This is a genomic window from Paenibacillus sp. YIM B09110 (genome assembly GCF_037167145.1).
Lineage (GTDB): Bacteria > Bacillota > Bacilli > Paenibacillales > Paenibacillaceae > Pristimantibacillus.
In genome coordinates this window covers 89,288-106,316 of sequence record NZ_JBANSP010000005.1, presented here as the reverse complement: position 1 = coordinate 106,316, position 17,029 = coordinate 89,288, and the positions used below count along the sequence as shown (strand labels likewise).

Sequence of the window (17,029 nt, the reverse complement as noted above, 5' to 3'; positions counted from 1 at the left end):
AGCAAGCATTGGACTGGTGAAATTCAACTTTTAGAGGGGGATGAAAAAGATGTTAAAAAAGACATTATCTTATTCGGTTGCCATAGTCATGTTGGTTGTGGTTCTTGCGGGTTGCGCGGGGAATGCCAAAAACGATGGGAAGACTTCTGACGGGGATGGTTCTTCCAAGGACGTATATACGGTCAATTTCGCCTATCATGCGCCGAAGGAGGGCAACCAGCAAGAAGTTAACGAGCTCATCAACGAGTTAACGATGAAAGATTTGAATATGAAAGTGAATCTAATCCCGCTCAGCTGGGATACCTACAACTCGAAATTGCCTATGATGCTTGCGTCGGGTGAACCCATCGATATTTCATTTGCCTTTTCGTTCAGCATGCCAAGCTTCCTCGACGGCGGGTACATTGTAGATGCATCCGATTACGAGGAATATACCAAGGGCATTTACGAGTTGCTCGGCGATGAGGTGAATGCCGGTTATATCGGCGATCAGCTTGCGGGCTTCCCAATGATGAATTCGCGAGCGACTCCTTCCGGAATCTTTGTAAGAAAAGATATCTTTGACGCCCTCGGCTATAAAGTGTCCGACTTTAATGTAACGACAGACGACTATTCCAGCTTTGATAAGATCACGGAAATGTTCGCTAAAGTAAAAGAACAATATCCCGACATGATACCATTCGACGGGTATCGGACATTTGGTTTGAATGCATTAACGTACGTGGATGGATTGGGTGACAGCTTCGGTATCTTGGAGAACTACGGCCAGACGACGACCGTAACGAACTGGTACGAATCGGAGCAGTTCTTGCAATTCGCCAAGCTGAATAGAAAATGGTATTCGGAAGGATACTCGTCCAAGGATATCGCGGTGAATAAAGAATTAGGACAATCCAAAATGAAAGCAGGAAAAACGTTCGCGATTTTTGCTTCATACGGTCCTAACGTCATTACGGAGTTGAAATCGCAAACGGGCTACGATGCCGTTATGATTCCGGTTTCCAATAAAATGAAATCCTCATTGGCGGTCAGCGGCGCAATGAACGTTGTACTGAGTACGTCCAAAGACAAGGCGAAAGCGTTCCAATTTCTGAATTGGGCGTACACGAATGCCGAGTTCAACGATCTCCTCAACTGGGGAGTTCCAGGAAAAGATTGGATCATTAATGACAAAGGACAGGCGGATTACCCGTCGGGCGTTACTTCACAGACTGTCAATTACCATTCGGACTACGGCTTTATATATCCGAATCAGTATTTGATGCATCCGTGGGCTGGAAGTCCGGAGGGAATCTGGGAAACTTACAAAAATTTCGACAGCGATGCATTGATTTCAAAGGCATTCGGATTTACGTTCGACGCAGCTCCTGTGGCCATGGAGGTATCTCAGTTGAATTCGGTTCTTGCCAAATATGAGAATCCGATCAGCTTCGGTGCAGTCGATCCGGAGGCCAATCTTAAAAAGCTAAATGACGAGCTATACGCCGCAGGCTTGCAAAAGGTTATGGATGAAAAACAAAAACAGCTAGATGCTTGGTTGGCCAAGCAATAGGGACCACATTACACGATTCGGAGGCTGCTTCTATCGGAATCAGCCCCGAATCGGTTAAGGGGATATCGATCAACTATGAACAAAAAACTCGCCAACCTTAGAGAATATACGCCGCTCTATATCATGATGTTGCCCTGTGTCATTTATCTTATTATTAACAATTACATTCCGATGGTGGGAATCGTATCCGCATTTAAAAAGTTCCGCAGTTCGGATGGGTTACTTGGCAGTCCGTGGGTTGGTCTGCAAAACTTCGAATACTTGTTTCGCTCAAGCGACTTAGCCATCATTATACGAAATACGATCCTTTATAACGGCGCGTTTATTATCGTAAATACGGTCGTTGGTCTCATTGTAGCCATTTTAATTACAGAAATTAAGAACAAAAGAATGAGAAAACTATATCAAAGCTCCATTCTGTTGCCTTTCACGATGTCGATGGTCGTCATTAGTTATATCGTCTTTGCTTTTCTTAGTCACCAAAACGGCATGCTCAATAATAGTGTTTTCACAACAAATCCCGTTGAATGGTATAGCAATCCGACATGGTGGCCTCTGATTCTGATCGTAGTCGAGTGCTGGAAAAGTGTTGGATATGGCGCTCTGATTTATATTGCGGGCATTACGACTATCGATCGATCCTTAAATGAAGCGGCAGCTATTGACGGCGCGGGTAAATGGAAACAGATTACGAATGTTACGTTGCCTGCGTTGGTTCCTTCGATCATTACGATGTTCCTATTAAGTGTCAGCAAAATCGCTTATTCGGACTTTGGGCTGTTCTATTTAATTCCTCAAAATTCCGGAAGCTTATTCAATGTTACGGCAACGATCGATACGTATGTGTATAGCATGCTGATGGCTCCCGGCGGTATTGGGCGCTCGGCTGCAACAGGATTGCTGCAAGCCGTGGTCGGATTGGTATTGATTATTTCGGCGAACGCGCTTGTCCGCAAATTTAGCTCCAAAGACGCTATTTTTTAGAAGGGGGGCCATACCCGTATGATTGAAAACAAAGGTTACCAGATTTTATTCAACGTTATCCTTTTGATAGTCGCATTGTTCATGATTCTACCATTGCTATTGCTATTCATATCCTCTATCACGGACGAAAATACGTTGATTGCCAATGGCTACTCTTTCTTTCCATCCCGATTGAGTCTTGGCGCCTATGAATATATGGTTTCGAATTCTTCTACCATCTTGCGTGCGTACGGAATTACGATTCTCACAACTGCGCTTGGCACGATCCTTGGCCTTACGATTACGGCTATGATGAGTTTCGGGTTATCGATCAAGGGCTTGCCGGGGAATCGGATCATCAGCTTTTTCATATTTTTCACCATGCTCTTTAACGGCGGGTTAGTGCCGACCTATATCTTGTGGACTAGCTTGGGAGTTGTCAACACGTTAGGGGCCTATGTGTTCCCGTTGTTGTTGACGAATGCCTTCAGTATTATTTTGGTTCGGTCCTACTTAGCGTCGAACATTCCGAATGAATTATACGAATCGGCCAAAATCGACGGCGCCGGTTATTTCAGAATCTTTTTCCAGATGGTTATTCCTCTAGGGAAACCGATTTTGGCTACGATCGGACTTTTCTCGTGCCTGCTCTACTGGAATGATTGGCAGAACGCCCTATATTTTATCACGGATCCGGATCAGCTCAGTATTCAGGCATTGCTGAATAAGATGAATCAGAACATTCAGTCCGTCATCTCGAATTCCGTCTCGTCAAGCACAAGCGCTGTCACTAATTTGCCTCAAGCCTCCATACGGATGGCGATCGCTTTCATAGCGATTCTCCCGATCCTTGTCCTATATCCGTTCCTGCAAAGATACTTTGCAAGCGGAATTATGGGGGGAGCTGTGAAAGGCTAACATTTCGCAAATATCGCTTAAGAGGTGGTTGAAATGGAAAAGAAATTGGCTATTGCTCCAGGAACGCCTAACGATAACAACAGGGAGTATTTGCCTGAAGCCATCAGGAATTCGGATATGGTCGTGAACGAGAATGGCAACAACTCGAAGGTATATCCCGACAGACTGAAGGAGTATACCGATTCATTGGCAGACGGGGTACCGGATACCTGGTATGAATATGTCCCGGCTTCTTATGACGGAACCCGCAAGGTGCCTCTGGTCTTGTCGATGCATGGAGGATTGATGACCGGATGGGGGCAGGCGATCTACTCCTCATGGACGCTCGTAGCGGATAGGGAAGGGTTTATTGTCGTGTTCCCTAACGCTCACGAAAGACGAATATGGATGCTTGAAGTCGAGAAGAAAACGTTCGAGGTGCTAGGTGCGCCAAACCCGAGTGGTTTTTACATGCATACGCCTCCGGAACAGCCGGAAGATAACCATGATTTGAACTTCATGCTTGCTTTGATCAAGAGAATGTCGGACAAGTATAACATTGATGAGTCAAGAATTTTCATGCAGGGCATGTCCATGGGGGAAATCATGACGAATCAGTTCGCCCGGTATCACGGCCAATTGCTGGCGGGGCAAGCAGGGGCTGCCGGCATAACATGGCCGGAGGTGATTTTCGACGAGCAAGGGGACGTCATCAATCGCGCTGGTCCGCTGGCCGTCTGGCAGTCTCGCGTCGAGCATGAGAGCATACCGCTGCATGAAGATGAGACGGAGGCGTTTGTCACAAGAAATCGCGACTATTGGAAGCAAATGAATGGCTGCCAACAATACCCGGAAATCAAAATCGTAGGCGAGGACAACTTTGCTTTCTACAAAGGCGAGCACGCGGACTTCGTATTTCGAGACGTTAAGAATAGAGACCATGGGCAAACCCTGGATGACGCGGAGGTTGTATGGGATTACCTGTTCTCGGGCATTCGGCGCGGGGAGAACGGCGAAATCGTGAACGGCGAACCCTTATGTCCAAGGAGAGGGGATGCTTATGGCATCGCCTTGGCGAAGGGCAGCGCGAATGCGTACGTCAACAATCGCCTGATTAGGATGAGCGGACCAACAAGGAAACATCAAAAGCTGAAATATCACGGCCTGGACGGCGACGCAATCGTAAGAGGCGAGTACTTCATGGTGCCGGTCTCGTTCGTCGGCGAGATTTTTGAAGCGACGTATAGTCCTGCCGATGAAGGGCTTTCCGCCGAATTGGCGCTGAAGGACGGGAGAAGGCTGCAATTTGCCCGAGGCAGCATCGGCTGCGTCGTAGATAACCGCGTTCATTCCATGTATTGCGAAGCAGTATGTAATAACGGGGAACTTTTTGTTCCGATCGAATGGATTTGCAAGAGACTGTTTAACAACCACGTCACTTGCTTCGAAGACGTGCTGTACATTACCGATCACGATGCAGAGCTTTCCTTGAATATGGCCCTTCTTATCCGTGACGAAATTCTAGCATAAAGCGGGTAGGAGGACTCTATGAAAGACCTAAATAAAGAAAGCGTTTCTGACGAAGCAGTCCAAACGGTGTGGAACAAGGCATTTATTAATGTATTTGTCATGAACGTCTTCCTCATGCTGGGACTGTTCATGACAAATGCGCTTGTCCCAACGTATGCCGAGCATGTCGGGGCAACGGCCGCGATCGTAGGCGTAGTAACGAGTATGTTTGCGGTCACCGCACTTGCGGTTCGCCCTATAGTGGGACCATCAACGAGCTATTTTCGGAATAATCGATTACTTGCGGCCGCTATCGTTGTTACGATAGCCGCATTCGTTTGTTATGGATTCTCGGAGAGCGTTTCGATGATCATTGTGGGAAGACTTCTGCACGGAATCGGGATGGGTTTTTTTGCGCCTGTAAGCATGGCTCTTGTCAGCGACACGTTGCCAAGTCGCAAGCTCGCCTCGGGAATCGGGATATTTTCATTAGGGCAGGCAATCGCTACCGCCATCGGTCCAGCTGTTGGACTGGAACTGGTCCAACAATTCGGATATCGGGGAACGTTCTTCATAGGAGCTTTAATTATGGGGTTTGTGCTGGTACTCTCGTTACGGCTGAAATCGGATCCCCCGGAAAAGAAGAACGGCTTCAAGATAAGGCTGGTCGACATTGTTGCCCGTGAATTAACGATTCCTGCGACCATGATGTTTTTTTTAGCAAGTGCTTACTCTTGCATTAACGCTTTTATCCTTATTTACGGCGGGGCGGCAGGCGTCAAAGAAATCGGTCTGTTTTTCACAGCATACGCCGTTTGTTTATTCATTTCCAGACCGATTAGCGGAAGGCTGTCGGACAAGTACGGGGTGGATAAAATTCTTATTCCGGGAATGATTATGTTTGCCCTGTCTTTCCTGTTGCTTAGTTATTCCCGTGCGATTCCAATGTTCTTAATATCGGGTGCCGTGTCGGCTTTCGGCTATGGGATTTGTCAGCCTGCCCTTCAGACGCTTTGCATCCAGATGGTCTCCAAAGAACGGCGCGGCGTGGCTGGGAATACAATCTTCATTGGCGTCGATACCGGATACTTGATAGCGCCATCTGTCGCGGGCTTGATTGTAACGTATATACAAAGCCAAGGCGGAAGCGAGATAGCGGGATATGCTGTCATGTTTCAGTTCATGACCATACCGATTCTTATTGCGCTCATGCTTTTTTTATGGAAACGAAAAAATATCCTTTCAAAAATAAAAGATAGGAATTAATAATCAGGAGGCAACTTCAAATGTCTATCGCAACCTTGAATTTCGAGAGCGAGTACTTGAAATCGAATCATGAAATCAGCATTATTTTGCCCAACAAGCCGCGGGACATTTCCGCCAAGGACTATTACGAAAGCCAAAAGAAGTACAAGGTACTATGGCTTCTCCACGGCACGTACGGCGACCATACGGATTGGCTTCGAAGGACGAACATAGAATTGTACGCTTGCGAGAAAGACCTCATTGTCGTGATGCCGAGCGCCCTTAACAGCAATTATTCGAACTGGGATAGCAGCATGCTTGGATTCGGCATGTACGATTATTTGACCAAGGAGCTCATGCCATTGGTTTACAACTGGTTTCCGGCCTCAGACAAGCGCGAGGACAATTTTATTGCGGGCCTGTCCATGGGTGGACGCGGCACCATAAAATTCGCCGCAAACCATCCTGATAAATTCGCGGCTGCGGCCGTATTATCCGCTGCTCCCGTCAATTTTCAGAGCTTGACGGAAGAGGATTTGCTCAAAGACGACTTTTTTGCCAATCGGATGCGCGGTATGGTGCAAAATGCGGGAGGATTGGATGCATTTAGAAACTCCTCCGAAAATGTGTGGGATATATTGGACTCCCACGCGGGAAGCGGCAGACTGCCCCGGCTTTTATTCGCCTGCGGCACCGATGATGCGATGATATACGAAAACCTGCTTCTCTTTCAAAAACATGCCGATGAAATGAAGCTTGGAGCCGAGTTTTGGACACTGGAAGGGTACGGACATGAATGGAGATTTTGGGACTTGGCCATTCAGCGTGCGCTTGAATTTTTCGGTCTTGAGGATTCTGGGGCAAGCCCATATTAGAGCGAGTAAGAAAGGATCGTGACCACATGAATCAGAAAATCGTCATTATTCCCGGAACGCCAAACGATGAAAATCGCGATTATCTCCCCGAGTTGATCAAAAGCACGGATATGGTCGTGAATGAGAACGGAAACAATTCCCAGGTTTACCCTGCGAGATTGTCCGAATATACGGATGTTGTGTTGGACGGCATGGAACATACGTGGTACGAATACGTTCCGGCATCCTATGACGGAACGAGGGACGTGCCGCTAATCCTATCGATGCACGGAGGATTAATGACAGGCTGGGGGCAAGCCGTCTATACTTCATGGACGCTTGTCGCGGAGCGCGAAGGTTTTATCGTTCTTTTCCCGAATGCCGGCAGAGACAAATTTTGGGTTGTTGAAACGGAGAAGGAAAAAATCGAAGCAGCGCTTGCCTTTAAAGTGGAAGGGAAATCGATGCATGTGCCTCCTGAGAATCCCGAGGACAATCAGGATATGAATATGGTTCTCGTGCTTATCGAACGGGCAAAGAACAAATACAAAATCGACGAGGGCAGAATTTTCATCCAGGGAATGTCGATGGGGAATATGATGACGAGCCAGATGGCGCGGCACCACGGCAAAGTGTTTGCGGGCAAGGCGGGATCCGGCGGGCCATCGAGCCCTGGCGTGTTATTCGATAAGAACGACGAGCTTCTGAATCAAGCAGGGCCGATTGCGGTATGGCAGACTCGGCTTGAGCATGATCAGGTTCCGCCTCACTTCCATGGCGATACGGACTATGTCGTCAAGCGAAATCGGGAGTATTGGAAGCGGATCAATCAGTGCCGAGCATTGCCGGAAATCAAAATCGCGGGAGAGGACAACTTCGCTTTCTACAAAGGCGAGCATGCGGACGTTGTATTCCGCGACGTCAAAAATCGGGACCATGGACAAACCTTCGACGACGCAGAGGTCATATGGGATTATCTATTCTCGGGCATCCGACGCGGAGAGAACGGCGAAATCGTGAATTCCGAACCATTAATACCGAGGAAGGGCGATGACTATGCCATTGCCTTGGCGGCGGGCAGCGCCAAGGCGTATGTTAACAATCGCTTGATCACGATGCGCGGACCTGTTATGAAGCATCAAAAGCTGAAGTATCATGGACTGAGCGGAGATGCCATTGTAAGAGGCGAGTACTTCATGGTGCCTGTCTCATTCCTTGCGGATGTATTCGATGCAACGTTTAGCTCTAAGCACGGCGGGCATTCCGTTGAGCTGCAGCTTAAGGACGGCATGACGATGCAATTTGCCCGTGGCAGTATCGGATGCGTCGTGGATAACCGCGTGCATTCCATGTATTGCGAAGCGGTGTTACAAGATGGGGAGCTCTATGTTCCCATCGAGTGGATATGCAAGAGACTATTCAATAATCACGTCTCTTCCTGCGGGGACGTCCTTTATATTACCGATCACGACGCCGAGCTTTCATTGAATATGGCACTTCTCATCCGGGACGAAATTTTGACAAATGGAGGAGTGTAGTCGATGGCCGTTTTAAAAATGAACTTTCTGTCTCAGGCGCTGAACATGCAAACGAATGTTACGGTTATTATGCCAACCTTCAGCTTTGCCGACAGCATGGAAGGAATCGGCGCGAGCTACGTGCCTGGAATGAAATATCAAGTCATCTATTTACTTCACGGCGGAATGGGAGACGACAGCGATTATGTGAATTTCACCAATATTGTTCGCTACGCGGATAAGCACAAATTGGCTGTCGTTATGCCTGCCGCTAATAATTCAAGCTACACGGATTATGACGGGACGGATTTTTACACGTATATCTCGGAAGAATTGCCTAAGCTTTGCGAAACGATGTTCCCTATATCTTCTCAAAGGGAGGATACGTTTATCGGAGGCCTGTCGATGGGCTCTCATGGGGCAATGAAGATCGCAATGAATCATCCGGAGAGGTTCGCGGCCGTACTATTGATGTCAGGGGCGTCCTATCGCCCTGGCGTTCCAAGCGTAGTCAAAACGGTAGACGGTAATTTTCACTTCGATGTCGACATAACAGTCCCTATAAAGAGTAGCCTTCAGACGAAGCTGGATGATCCTGAATATATTCGAGATACCGTGAATGACGTATATAGCATAGCCAGAAGAAACGCTGGGGAAGGAAAGAAACTTCCCGCTGTATTTTTCCGCGTTGGCGACAGCGATCACGCACTCTATCGTACGATTCAGGCGGAGAAGGATCTTAAAGAGTGGGGCTATGACACAAGAATGGAGATTGTACCCGGAAAGGGACATGATTGGGATTTCTGGGACGAATCGCTGCGTATCGCGATCAGCGATTGGTTGCCTCTGCGACATCAAGTCATCTATCCCCAAAACGAGAAAACGGAGGAAAACGAGTGAAGAAAATAGCAAACCAAGTCATGTTGATCACTTATGCGGACAGCATGGGCAACCATTTAAAGGATTTGTATGCCATACTGGACGAGCACTTCGACGGAGTGTTCGGCGGGGTGCATATTCTCCCCTTCTTTCCCTCCTCGGGCGACAGGGGATTTGCGGTAATCAACTATGACGAAGTCGACCCGGCATTCGGCAATTGGGATGATATCAAGACATTTTCCGAAAAGTACTATCTCATGGCAGATTTCATGATTAACCATGCTTCCATCCGAAGTGAAGAATTTAAGGATTATATGAAGAACGGTGACGGCTCGCCCTACAGCGACATGTTTATCCATTGGAACAAGTTTTGGCCGAATGGCGAGCCTACAGAAGAAGAATTGGAAGCTCTCTATCGCAGGAAGCTTCAGGGTCCTTATAAGGAGTTTACCCGCGATGACGGGAAGGTCGTCAAGATTTGGAATACGTTCTTCGAAGAACAGGTGGATATTGATCCGTGGGCTTCCTCCACACAGGAATACTACGAACGGAATTTGGGACGGATTGCCGAGTATGTCCCGCTCATCCGATTCGATGCCTTTGCCTATGCGTCCAAAAAACCGGGCACGAGCTGCTTCTTTGTCGAACCGGAGGTATGGGACGTGCTGGATATCGGCATGAAGCCGATACGGGAGCGCGGTACGGAAATGCTGCCGGAAATCCACGAGAACTATAAGATTCAGTTGAAAATGGCGGAGCAGGGGCATTGGGTATACGACTTTGCGCTGCCGATGCTCATGCTTCACGCCTTAATGACCGGACGTACGGACCGATTAGTGAATTGGATGAAGATTTGCCCTCGCAAACAATTTACGACTTTGGATACCCATGACGGCATCGGAGTCGTCGACGTGGTTGGGCTGCTCGATGATGAAGAGATTGATTTCGTGAGGGAAAGAGTAAATAAGAAAACCGAAGAGCTTCAGCAATATTACAACCTGCCAGCCGGTGTAGTGAAGATGTCGGGAGCGAAGGCAAGACAATATCAGCTTATGAGCACCTATTACTCGGCTCTCGACGAAGACGATGAAGCCTATCTTCTTGCGCGAATCGTTCAGCTGTACGCTCCCGGTATTCCTCAAGTTTACTATGTAGGAATGCTGGCCGGCGAAAATGATGTTGAATCCCTGAAACAAATAGGCGAGCCGCGGAGTGTGAACCGCCATAATTATAGCAAGGAAGAGATTGAAGAACGGTTGCAAGTTCCGATGCTGCAACGACTGCTTGAAGTTATGCGCTTCCGAAATTCCTATCCGGCCTTCGATGGCGACATTGAGATCGACGAACAGGCGGAGAACGGAACATTAGCGATCACCTGGCGGAATCAGGAGCACTGGACAGCGCTTCATGCGGATTTTGGTACCAAACAATATCAGATTACGTACGCGGACGAGAACGGAACGAAGGCTACTCTATAGGAGGCGGAGCATGGCGATTTTGCGGTACAATTTTCGCTCGGAAATATTGGGCATAAATACGAATGTCACGATATGCTATCCGACGGCTTCCTTGACGACAGGATTAGGATACCGACATCCTATGCTTAAGAGTGAAGACAAAATGCCTTATGAACCAGGCATGAAATTTCAAACGGTATACGTGCTTCACGGCGGCGGGGAAGACGACACAGTACCATACCGTTATACAAGGCTGGAGCAGTATGCCGAAAAAAACATGGTTATGCTAGTCTCTCCTTCCGTAAATGACAGCCTTTATATGAACACGACTTACGGTTACAAGTATTTTGACTATCTAACGCAAGAGCTCCCCATGGTGGTGCAATCCTTATTCGCATCCGCTGTCGGCAAAGAGAACACGTTCGTGATCGGAATGGCGATGGGCGGAAACGGAGCGCTTGGCTTAGGTCTGATGCGTCCCGATCTATATGAAGCGGTTGTCGATTTGTCCGGCGGCATCGGCGTCACGTTGGATCGTGAGGAATATGTACGGAGCCTGCATTGGCATTTCTCCAAGGTTCGCGACACCTTGCTCGGAGAGAGCGAATTCATCGGCTCGGAACATGATTTAAGATGGTTCGCAGAAAAGAATGTGGCGGATGGCGTGAAAGTTCCGCAGCTTTTTATTGGAGTAGGCGAAGAGGACTTTATCCGCGATCGAGTGCATGAAGACTATGCCATTTTGAAACAGTTAGGCTACAACGTATATTACGAAGAAGCCGAAGGCATGAAGCACGACTTCGATATGTGGGATATTTACTTGGATAAGGCGCTGACTACTTGGTTGCCTCTCAAGCGGGAACCCATCTACGAACCAAAGTAGAAATTGATCCGATAGCTAGAGGGAGAAAGAAAAGGAGGAAGGACAGATGGACTTTTTGAGCAAAGTTGATCCGGAGCTGAAACAGGGTTTGGAAGTTTTGCCGGTACTGCGATTGCCCGAGGATTTGCCTATGGCAAGGCAATTTACTCCTCCAGCAGTCGATAAATCCGATGCCGTCCTCACGATAGAGCGACATATTGCTAGTGCGGGGGAGAGCGAGATGCTGGTCAAGATCTACCAGCCGGCTCAAAGGGGGACGGATGAGCTCCCTGCGTTGCTTTGGATTCATGGCGGGGGTTATGTGCTGGGCCATCCTAGCGGAGATGATGCGCTATGCCAACAATTCGTGGAAGCTGCCGGCTGCGTTGTCATTTCCCCGGATTATCGATTGGCCCCGGACCATCCTTATCCGGCAGCCATTGAGGATTGCTACGCCGCATTGGTTTGGACTGCAAGCTCTTCCGAAGAATTGAATATCGATCGATCAAGAATTGCGGTCGGAGGAGCAAGCGCAGGCGGAGGACTGGCTGCGGCGCTAGCTTTGCTGGCTCGCGATAGAGGCGGACCTGCCATCTGTTTTCAAATGCCGTTATACCCCATGATAGACGATCGCAACGTGACTCCTTCCAGCCACGAAATTACGTATCCTCCGGTTTGGAATAGAGCGAATAACGAAGCGGCTTGGAAGTTGTATCTCGGCGAGCTCGCTCACGAAGACATTACGCCTTATGCTGCAGCCAGCCGCGCGACGGATCTGGCTGGCCTGCCTCCTATCTATACTTGCGTTGGACAATTGGATCCGTTCCGAGATGAAACAATTAGTTATATTGCACGTTTAGCGCAAGCTGGCGTCGATGTGGAATTCCATCTTTATCCTGGCGGTTACCATGCATTCGAGGTTTTCATTCCGGAGGCCGAAATCAGTAAACGGGCCAAAAATGGATATATAGATGCGCTAGCGAGAGCGTTTAATCGTTAGATCGAACAATGGCAAACGCCTTGCGAGTTTAAGCAGCCAGTCGTCGGAAATCAACCGATGACTGGTTATTTAGTTTTTGCCGGAAATGCAGCTATACGCTAGTAGGCGATGGCAACGGATTTCCGTTCATGCCGGCCGTTCTCGATAGCATCGAGGAGAAAGGCCGCAACGTCCTCGCATGAAATGCTGCGGCTAGGCTTCGGCGGCAGACCTTCGTAAGCGGATCGCCATTCGCCTTTGCCGGTTTTATCCTGAAATCCCATTGGGCGAGCAATGGTAAAGGATAAGTCTCCATCGCGCAAAGCGGTCACGGCATTGCGAAACGTCTTTATGGAATGCTCCGATTTTAACTTCCATTCGTTCAAAACCATTCGCGGCAACTCCGCTCTATGCGTATATTGCCAAGGATTATGCGATAAGGATCGGCTTGAGAGCCAGGTGCTGGCCCCGCTAACGACTTTGACGGCGATATCAAACGATCCAAGCAAAGGAATTAGCGAGGAAGCATTGGAGACAGTCGCTTTGCCCCGGCCATCTCAGCTTCCCGTCTCTTCCATTCAAGCGGCTTGCACGGTAAACGAGGCTGTGCAAGCGATTCTTAACGGAAGCGCCTTGGTAGTTATGGAGGGATTCCCTCGGCCAATGTTTATCCGTTAGACAAGAGTCCCGTACGATCTCCGGAAGAGCCTTCGGCAGAATCAACCGTAAGAGGAGCACGGGACGGATTTACGGAATCCATCGGAATCAATCTTTCGCTTCTGCGCAAGCGTATGAAAACCCCCGCATTAAAAATGAAAACGATAATAAAAGGCGAGTATACGGGGACGCTGATTTCACTTGTCTATGTTGAAGGAATCACCGACCCTGCGTTAGTCCGGGAGGTTGAAACGCGTCTTGCGGGACTAAAGCTTAAGGATGTTCTCGAGAGCAAATACATTGAAGAGGGAATCATCGATCAACGGTACTCTCCGTTTCCTCAAATGCTGGCGACGGAAAGGCCGGATGTCGTGGCCTCCAACTTAATGGAGGGGCGGTTCGGATTAGTGATAGACGGGACGCCGTGTTGTCTCGTTGCGCCGGTTAATTTTTTCACGATGCTGCAATCGCCCGAGGACTATTATGAAAATATATATATGAGTTTATTCGTTCGATGGCTAAGGTATATCTTTTATGCGAAGTCGCTGCTGCTCCCGTCCGACCTCTTCCATGGTGGTTACGAACGTATTTTGCTTGTTTCTTATCGGAGATCTTACCGACAGCTTTGCCTTTCACAAAGCAGTCATGCCACGACGCCTCAAGTCAGGGGACTTAGCTTGTATAAAGACGGCCGATATGTAAAAACCGTCAAAGAACAGCTAAGCGTCGGCGTTTTGCTACTGTCCAACGAATTGAACAATGAAAGCGGCAGCGGTTATTGGGCTCGTTCTTCTGAGTGCGGCGATCATCATCTTCGAGAAGCGTAAGGGTGGTCAAAAAAACAAGGGGAATGCCGTACGATCTCGATAGGGATAACGGCTCTGTCATTTCTTCTTGCCGTCACGTTGCTCTTCTATCCTAACTTGCCGGGTCCAACCCAACTAGTCAAGCTGATGTTCGGCAAATTTGATCAAATTATAAAGTGAGTGGACGAAGACGATAACGGCCGCGTGCGCAGACCATAGGGGGCGACGCGGCCGTTGTCGTTATGTGCTGAAGTAGATAGTTTTGTACAACAAGAAGTTAGAATTAAACCTTTATCAGGTCCATGAGGATTGCTAGGATAGAAACGAATCCTTTGAGCCAGAGAGAAAGGTAGGTTACCCATGTTAAAACTCCAATATGACTCGCCTGCAGTGCATTGGACAGAAGCGCTCCCCGTTGGCAACGGTAGACTAGGCGCCATGATATTCGGCGGTGTAGAGAGCGAGAGAATTCAGTTAAACGAGGATACGTTGTGGTCCGGGTATCCCCAGGATGGCAATAATCCCGAAGCCAAGGAGATATTGCCGAAAGTAAGGGAACTTATCGCCAAAGGCGAATACGCGGAAGCCGAGCGGCTGAGCAAGGGGATGCTTGGGCCGTATACGCAATCGTATTTGCCATTCGGGGATTTGCGACTGTTCATGGAGCACGGCAATCACGCCAGTTCGTACCTGCGAAACCTTAATCTTGAGCAAGGCATCTGTTCCGTGAATTACAAAATCGGCGATGTGGAATATTCGCGTGAAATGTTCGCCTCGCACCCCGATCAACTGATTGTGATACGTCTTCAATGCAGCCGTACGGGGTACTTAAGCTTCCGAGCGAGGCTGGATAGTCCGCTGCGATATGAAACCTCTGCTTCGGAGGAGGAATACGCTATTCACGGCTTTGCTCCGGAACATGTATCTCCGAGTTATTATTCGACTGACGCCCCGATTCGTTACGGAGATCCGGCGAAATCGGAAGCGTTGCGATTCCACGGTCGTATGTTTGTTGCTCATGAAGGCGGGGAAACTCGGGTTACTCATGACGGTATTCACGTGTCCGGCGCAACCAACGCAACCTTATATTTCAGCGCAGCCACCGACTTCGATACGCGGATTGGCATGGCCAGCGATGACTGCGACCCCGAGCAAACGTCCAAACATTATTTGCAACAAGTTAAACACAAAAGCTACGAGGACGTTCGGGGCTTGCATGTTTCGGATTTTGCCAAGCTGTTCAATAGGGTCACGCTTCGCCTTGGAGAAAGCAAGGCGCCGGAGGGCATGGCGACGGATCGAAGAATTGCCGCTTACGGCGGCAGCGATCCCGGCTTGGTTGAGCTCCTGTTTCACTACGGCCGTTATCTGATGATTTCCAGCTCGCGTCCAGGTACGCAGCCGGCGAATCTGCAAGGGATATGGAACGAGCACACCCGCGCGCCATGGAGCAGCAACTATACGCTCAATATTAATGCGGAAATGAACTATTGGCCTGTGGAATCATGCAATATGGCCGAAATGCACGAGCCTTTTCTTGACTACATCGCCCGCCTAGCGGCAAACGGCAGCAAAACCGCCGAAATCAATTACGGGGCTAAGGGATGGGTCGCGCATCATAATTCGGATTTGTGGGCCCAAACCGCCCCAGTCGGCGACTACGGTCACGGTGACCCGGTGTGGGCGTATTGGCCGATGGGGGGAGTATGGGTATCCCAGCATTTGTGGGAGCATTACGCATTCGGGCGGAATAAACAATATCTTAAGGATAAAGCCTATCCCGTTATGAAAGGCGCGGCCGAATTTTGTCTGGATTGGCTGTACGAAAATGAAGAAGGGCACTTGATTACGGCTCCATCCACTTCGCCCGAGCATAAATTCGTTCATCAAGAGGGTAAATACGGTGTCAGCGCGGCAACTACGATGGATTTGACCTTGATCTGGGATCTGTTCACGAACTGCATCGAAGCCTCCGAGGAGCTTGAGCTCGACGAAGCCTTCCGAAACGAGTTGTCGGCAGCTCTAGACAAGCTCTTGCCGCTGCAAATCGGCAAACACGGACAACTGCAGGAGTGGTCCAAAGATTTCGACGACGAAGACATTCACCATCGGCATGTCTCGCATTTGTTCGGGGTATATCCGGGACGGCAAATAACCGAGGATGCCACTCCGGAGCTTTTTGCAGCCGCCAAAAATTCCCTTGAGCGGAGAGGCGACGGCGGAACGGGCTGGAGTCTCGGCTGGAAGGTCGGATTGTGGGCCAGGTTCGGGGAAGGCAACCGAGCGCAGCAGCTCATTTCGAACTTATTGACGCTTGTTAAGGAAAACGAACCGGATAATTATCACAGCGGCGGAGTTTACGGGAATCTCTTCGATGCTCACCCGCCATTCCAAATTGATGGTAACTTTGCGGCTACAGCCGGAATCGCCGAGATGCTGCTGCAATCCCATCAAGGATATTTGGAGCTTCTTCCGGCTCTGCCCGATGCGTGGCCAAGCGGACTCGTTACTGGATTGAGAGCGCGCGGAGGATTCGAAGTGAGCGTGAAGTGGACGCAAGGGGAGCTGACCGAAGCCGAGATTATTTCGAGCCAAGATCAAACGTGCTCCATAAAATGCGGCCCAGACATCGAGGTTTGGGAAGATCAGCGTCAAATAGAGACGGTTACTGCTTCGAATGAATCGTATCTATTCCCGATGGAGACAGGGAAACGATATCGGATAACGGTAAAGTAACACGCGAGTGCAGGGGCATTATTCACGAAAGCGACACAGGTTTTTGACAGAATGATGAGGGATGGCCGTAGAACGGTACATGAACGATACATTATGGTAACCTATACTAAAAAAAT

13 protein-coding genes and 1 pseudogene are annotated in these 17,029 nt (G+C 49.0%); 13 read left to right on the top strand and 1 reads right to left on the bottom strand.

Going from position 1 to position 17,029, the window contains the following annotated elements:
• Window positions 1-49 precede the first annotated feature (49 nt).
• The 11 genes from V8F51_RS09320 (at window position 50) to V8F51_RS09270 (ending at window position 12,735) form a co-directional block, all read left to right on the top strand.
• Window positions 50-1,552, top strand: coding sequence for an ABC transporter substrate-binding protein (locus tag V8F51_RS09320; protein ID WP_337099918.1), 1,503 nt, complete (start codon window positions 50-52; stop codon window positions 1,550-1,552).
• Window positions 1,553-1,627: 75 nt separating this feature from the next.
• A complete protein-coding gene (locus V8F51_RS09315) occupies window positions 1,628-2,536 on the top strand; it encodes an ABC transporter permease (RefSeq protein ID WP_337099917.1) in 909 nt (302 codons plus the stop codon).
• Window positions 2,537-2,554: 18 nt separating this feature from the next.
• A complete protein-coding gene (locus tag V8F51_RS09310) occupies window positions 2,555-3,433 on the top strand; it encodes a carbohydrate ABC transporter permease (protein ID WP_337099916.1) in 879 nt (292 codons plus the stop codon).
• A gap of 33 nt (window positions 3,434-3,466) precedes the next feature.
• Window positions 3,467-4,942: an alpha/beta hydrolase family esterase gene (locus V8F51_RS09305; RefSeq protein WP_337099915.1), complete on the top strand. Its 1,476-nt coding sequence runs from the start codon at window positions 3,467-3,469 to the stop codon at window positions 4,940-4,942.
• A gap of 18 nt (window positions 4,943-4,960) precedes the next feature.
• Entirely contained in the window at window positions 4,961-6,187 is a 1,227-nt protein-coding gene (locus V8F51_RS09300; protein ID WP_337099914.1) for an MFS transporter, read from the top strand.
• Window positions 6,188-6,207: 20 nt separating this feature from the next.
• Complete coding sequence (locus tag V8F51_RS09295; RefSeq protein WP_337099912.1) at window positions 6,208-7,041, top strand: alpha/beta hydrolase; 834 nt, start codon at window positions 6,208-6,210, stop codon at window positions 7,039-7,041.
• Window positions 7,042-7,067: 26 nt separating this feature from the next.
• Entirely contained in the window at window positions 7,068-8,558 is a 1,491-nt protein-coding gene (locus tag V8F51_RS09290; RefSeq protein ID WP_337099911.1) for an alpha/beta hydrolase family esterase, read from the top strand.
• 3 nt (window positions 8,559-8,561) lie between these two features.
• Window positions 8,562-9,437, top strand: a complete 876-nt coding sequence (locus tag V8F51_RS09285; protein ID WP_337099909.1) for an alpha/beta hydrolase — start codon at window positions 8,562-8,564, stop codon at window positions 9,435-9,437.
• Window positions 9,434-10,894: a sucrose phosphorylase gene (gtfA, locus tag V8F51_RS09280; RefSeq protein WP_337099908.1), complete on the top strand. Its 1,461-nt coding sequence runs from the start codon at window positions 9,434-9,436 to the stop codon at window positions 10,892-10,894. Before V8F51_RS09285 ends, gtfA begins: the two co-directional genes overlap by 4 nt.
• A 10-nt stretch (window positions 10,895-10,904) precedes the next feature.
• Window positions 10,905-11,756 carry an alpha/beta hydrolase-fold protein gene (locus V8F51_RS09275; protein ID WP_337099906.1) on the top strand — a complete coding sequence of 284 codons (852 nt, stop codon included), beginning with the start codon at window positions 10,905-10,907 and terminating at the stop codon, window positions 11,754-11,756.
• A gap of 46 nt (window positions 11,757-11,802) precedes the next feature.
• The gene (locus tag V8F51_RS09270; protein ID WP_337099905.1) at window positions 11,803-12,735 is read left to right on the top strand and encodes an alpha/beta hydrolase; all 933 of its coding nucleotides are present in this window, start codon (window positions 11,803-11,805) and stop codon (window positions 12,733-12,735) included.
• Between the two features lie 98 nt (window positions 12,736-12,833).
• Here the strand turns inward: V8F51_RS09270 and V8F51_RS09265 are convergent, their stop codons facing one another.
• Entirely contained in the window at window positions 12,834-13,106 is a 273-nt protein-coding gene (locus V8F51_RS09265; protein ID WP_337099904.1) for an NAD(P)H-binding protein, read from the bottom strand.
• Here V8F51_RS09265 and V8F51_RS09255 point away from each other — a divergent pair.
• Window positions 13,009-14,198 (top strand): annotated as a pseudogene (locus tag V8F51_RS09255) (spore germination protein). The gene V8F51_RS09265 and the pseudogene V8F51_RS09255 sit on opposite strands and share 98 nt — an antisense overlap.
• Before the next feature lie 339 nt (window positions 14,199-14,537).
• Complete coding sequence (locus V8F51_RS09250; RefSeq protein WP_337099902.1) at window positions 14,538-16,913, top strand: glycoside hydrolase family 95 protein; 2,376 nt, start codon at window positions 14,538-14,540, stop codon at window positions 16,911-16,913.
• Window positions 16,914-17,029 lie beyond the last annotated feature (116 nt).

Bases quoted from the DNA above. Each gene is read 5' to 3' on its own strand.
- V8F51_RS09250 (WP_337099902.1), top strand. From the start codon at position 14,538: ATGTTAAAACTCCAATATGACTCGCCTGCAGTGCATTGGACAGAAGCG.
- V8F51_RS09275 (WP_337099906.1), top strand. From the start codon at position 10,905: ATGGCGATTTTGCGGTACAATTTTCGCTCGGAAATATTGGGCATAAAT.
- V8F51_RS09300 (WP_337099914.1), top strand. From the start codon at position 4,961: ATGAAAGACCTAAATAAAGAAAGCGTTTCTGACGAAGCAGTCCAAACG.
- V8F51_RS09310 (WP_337099916.1), top strand. From the start codon at position 2,555: ATGATTGAAAACAAAGGTTACCAGATTTTATTCAACGTTATCCTTTTG.
- V8F51_RS09285 (WP_337099909.1), top strand. From the start codon at position 8,562: ATGGCCGTTTTAAAAATGAACTTTCTGTCTCAGGCGCTGAACATGCAA.
- V8F51_RS09320 (WP_337099918.1), top strand. From the start codon at position 50: ATGTTAAAAAAGACATTATCTTATTCGGTTGCCATAGTCATGTTGGTT.
- V8F51_RS09290 (WP_337099911.1), top strand. From the start codon at position 7,068: ATGAATCAGAAAATCGTCATTATTCCCGGAACGCCAAACGATGAAAAT.
- V8F51_RS09315 (WP_337099917.1), top strand. From the start codon at position 1,628: ATGAACAAAAAACTCGCCAACCTTAGAGAATATACGCCGCTCTATATC.
- V8F51_RS09270 (WP_337099905.1), top strand. From the start codon at position 11,803: ATGGACTTTTTGAGCAAAGTTGATCCGGAGCTGAAACAGGGTTTGGAA.
- V8F51_RS09305 (WP_337099915.1), top strand. From the start codon at position 3,467: ATGGAAAAGAAATTGGCTATTGCTCCAGGAACGCCTAACGATAACAAC.
- V8F51_RS09295 (WP_337099912.1), top strand. From the start codon at position 6,208: ATGTCTATCGCAACCTTGAATTTCGAGAGCGAGTACTTGAAATCGAAT.
- V8F51_RS09265 (WP_337099904.1), bottom strand. From the start codon at position 13,106: ATGGTTTTGAACGAATGGAAGTTAAAATCGGAGCATTCCATAAAGACG.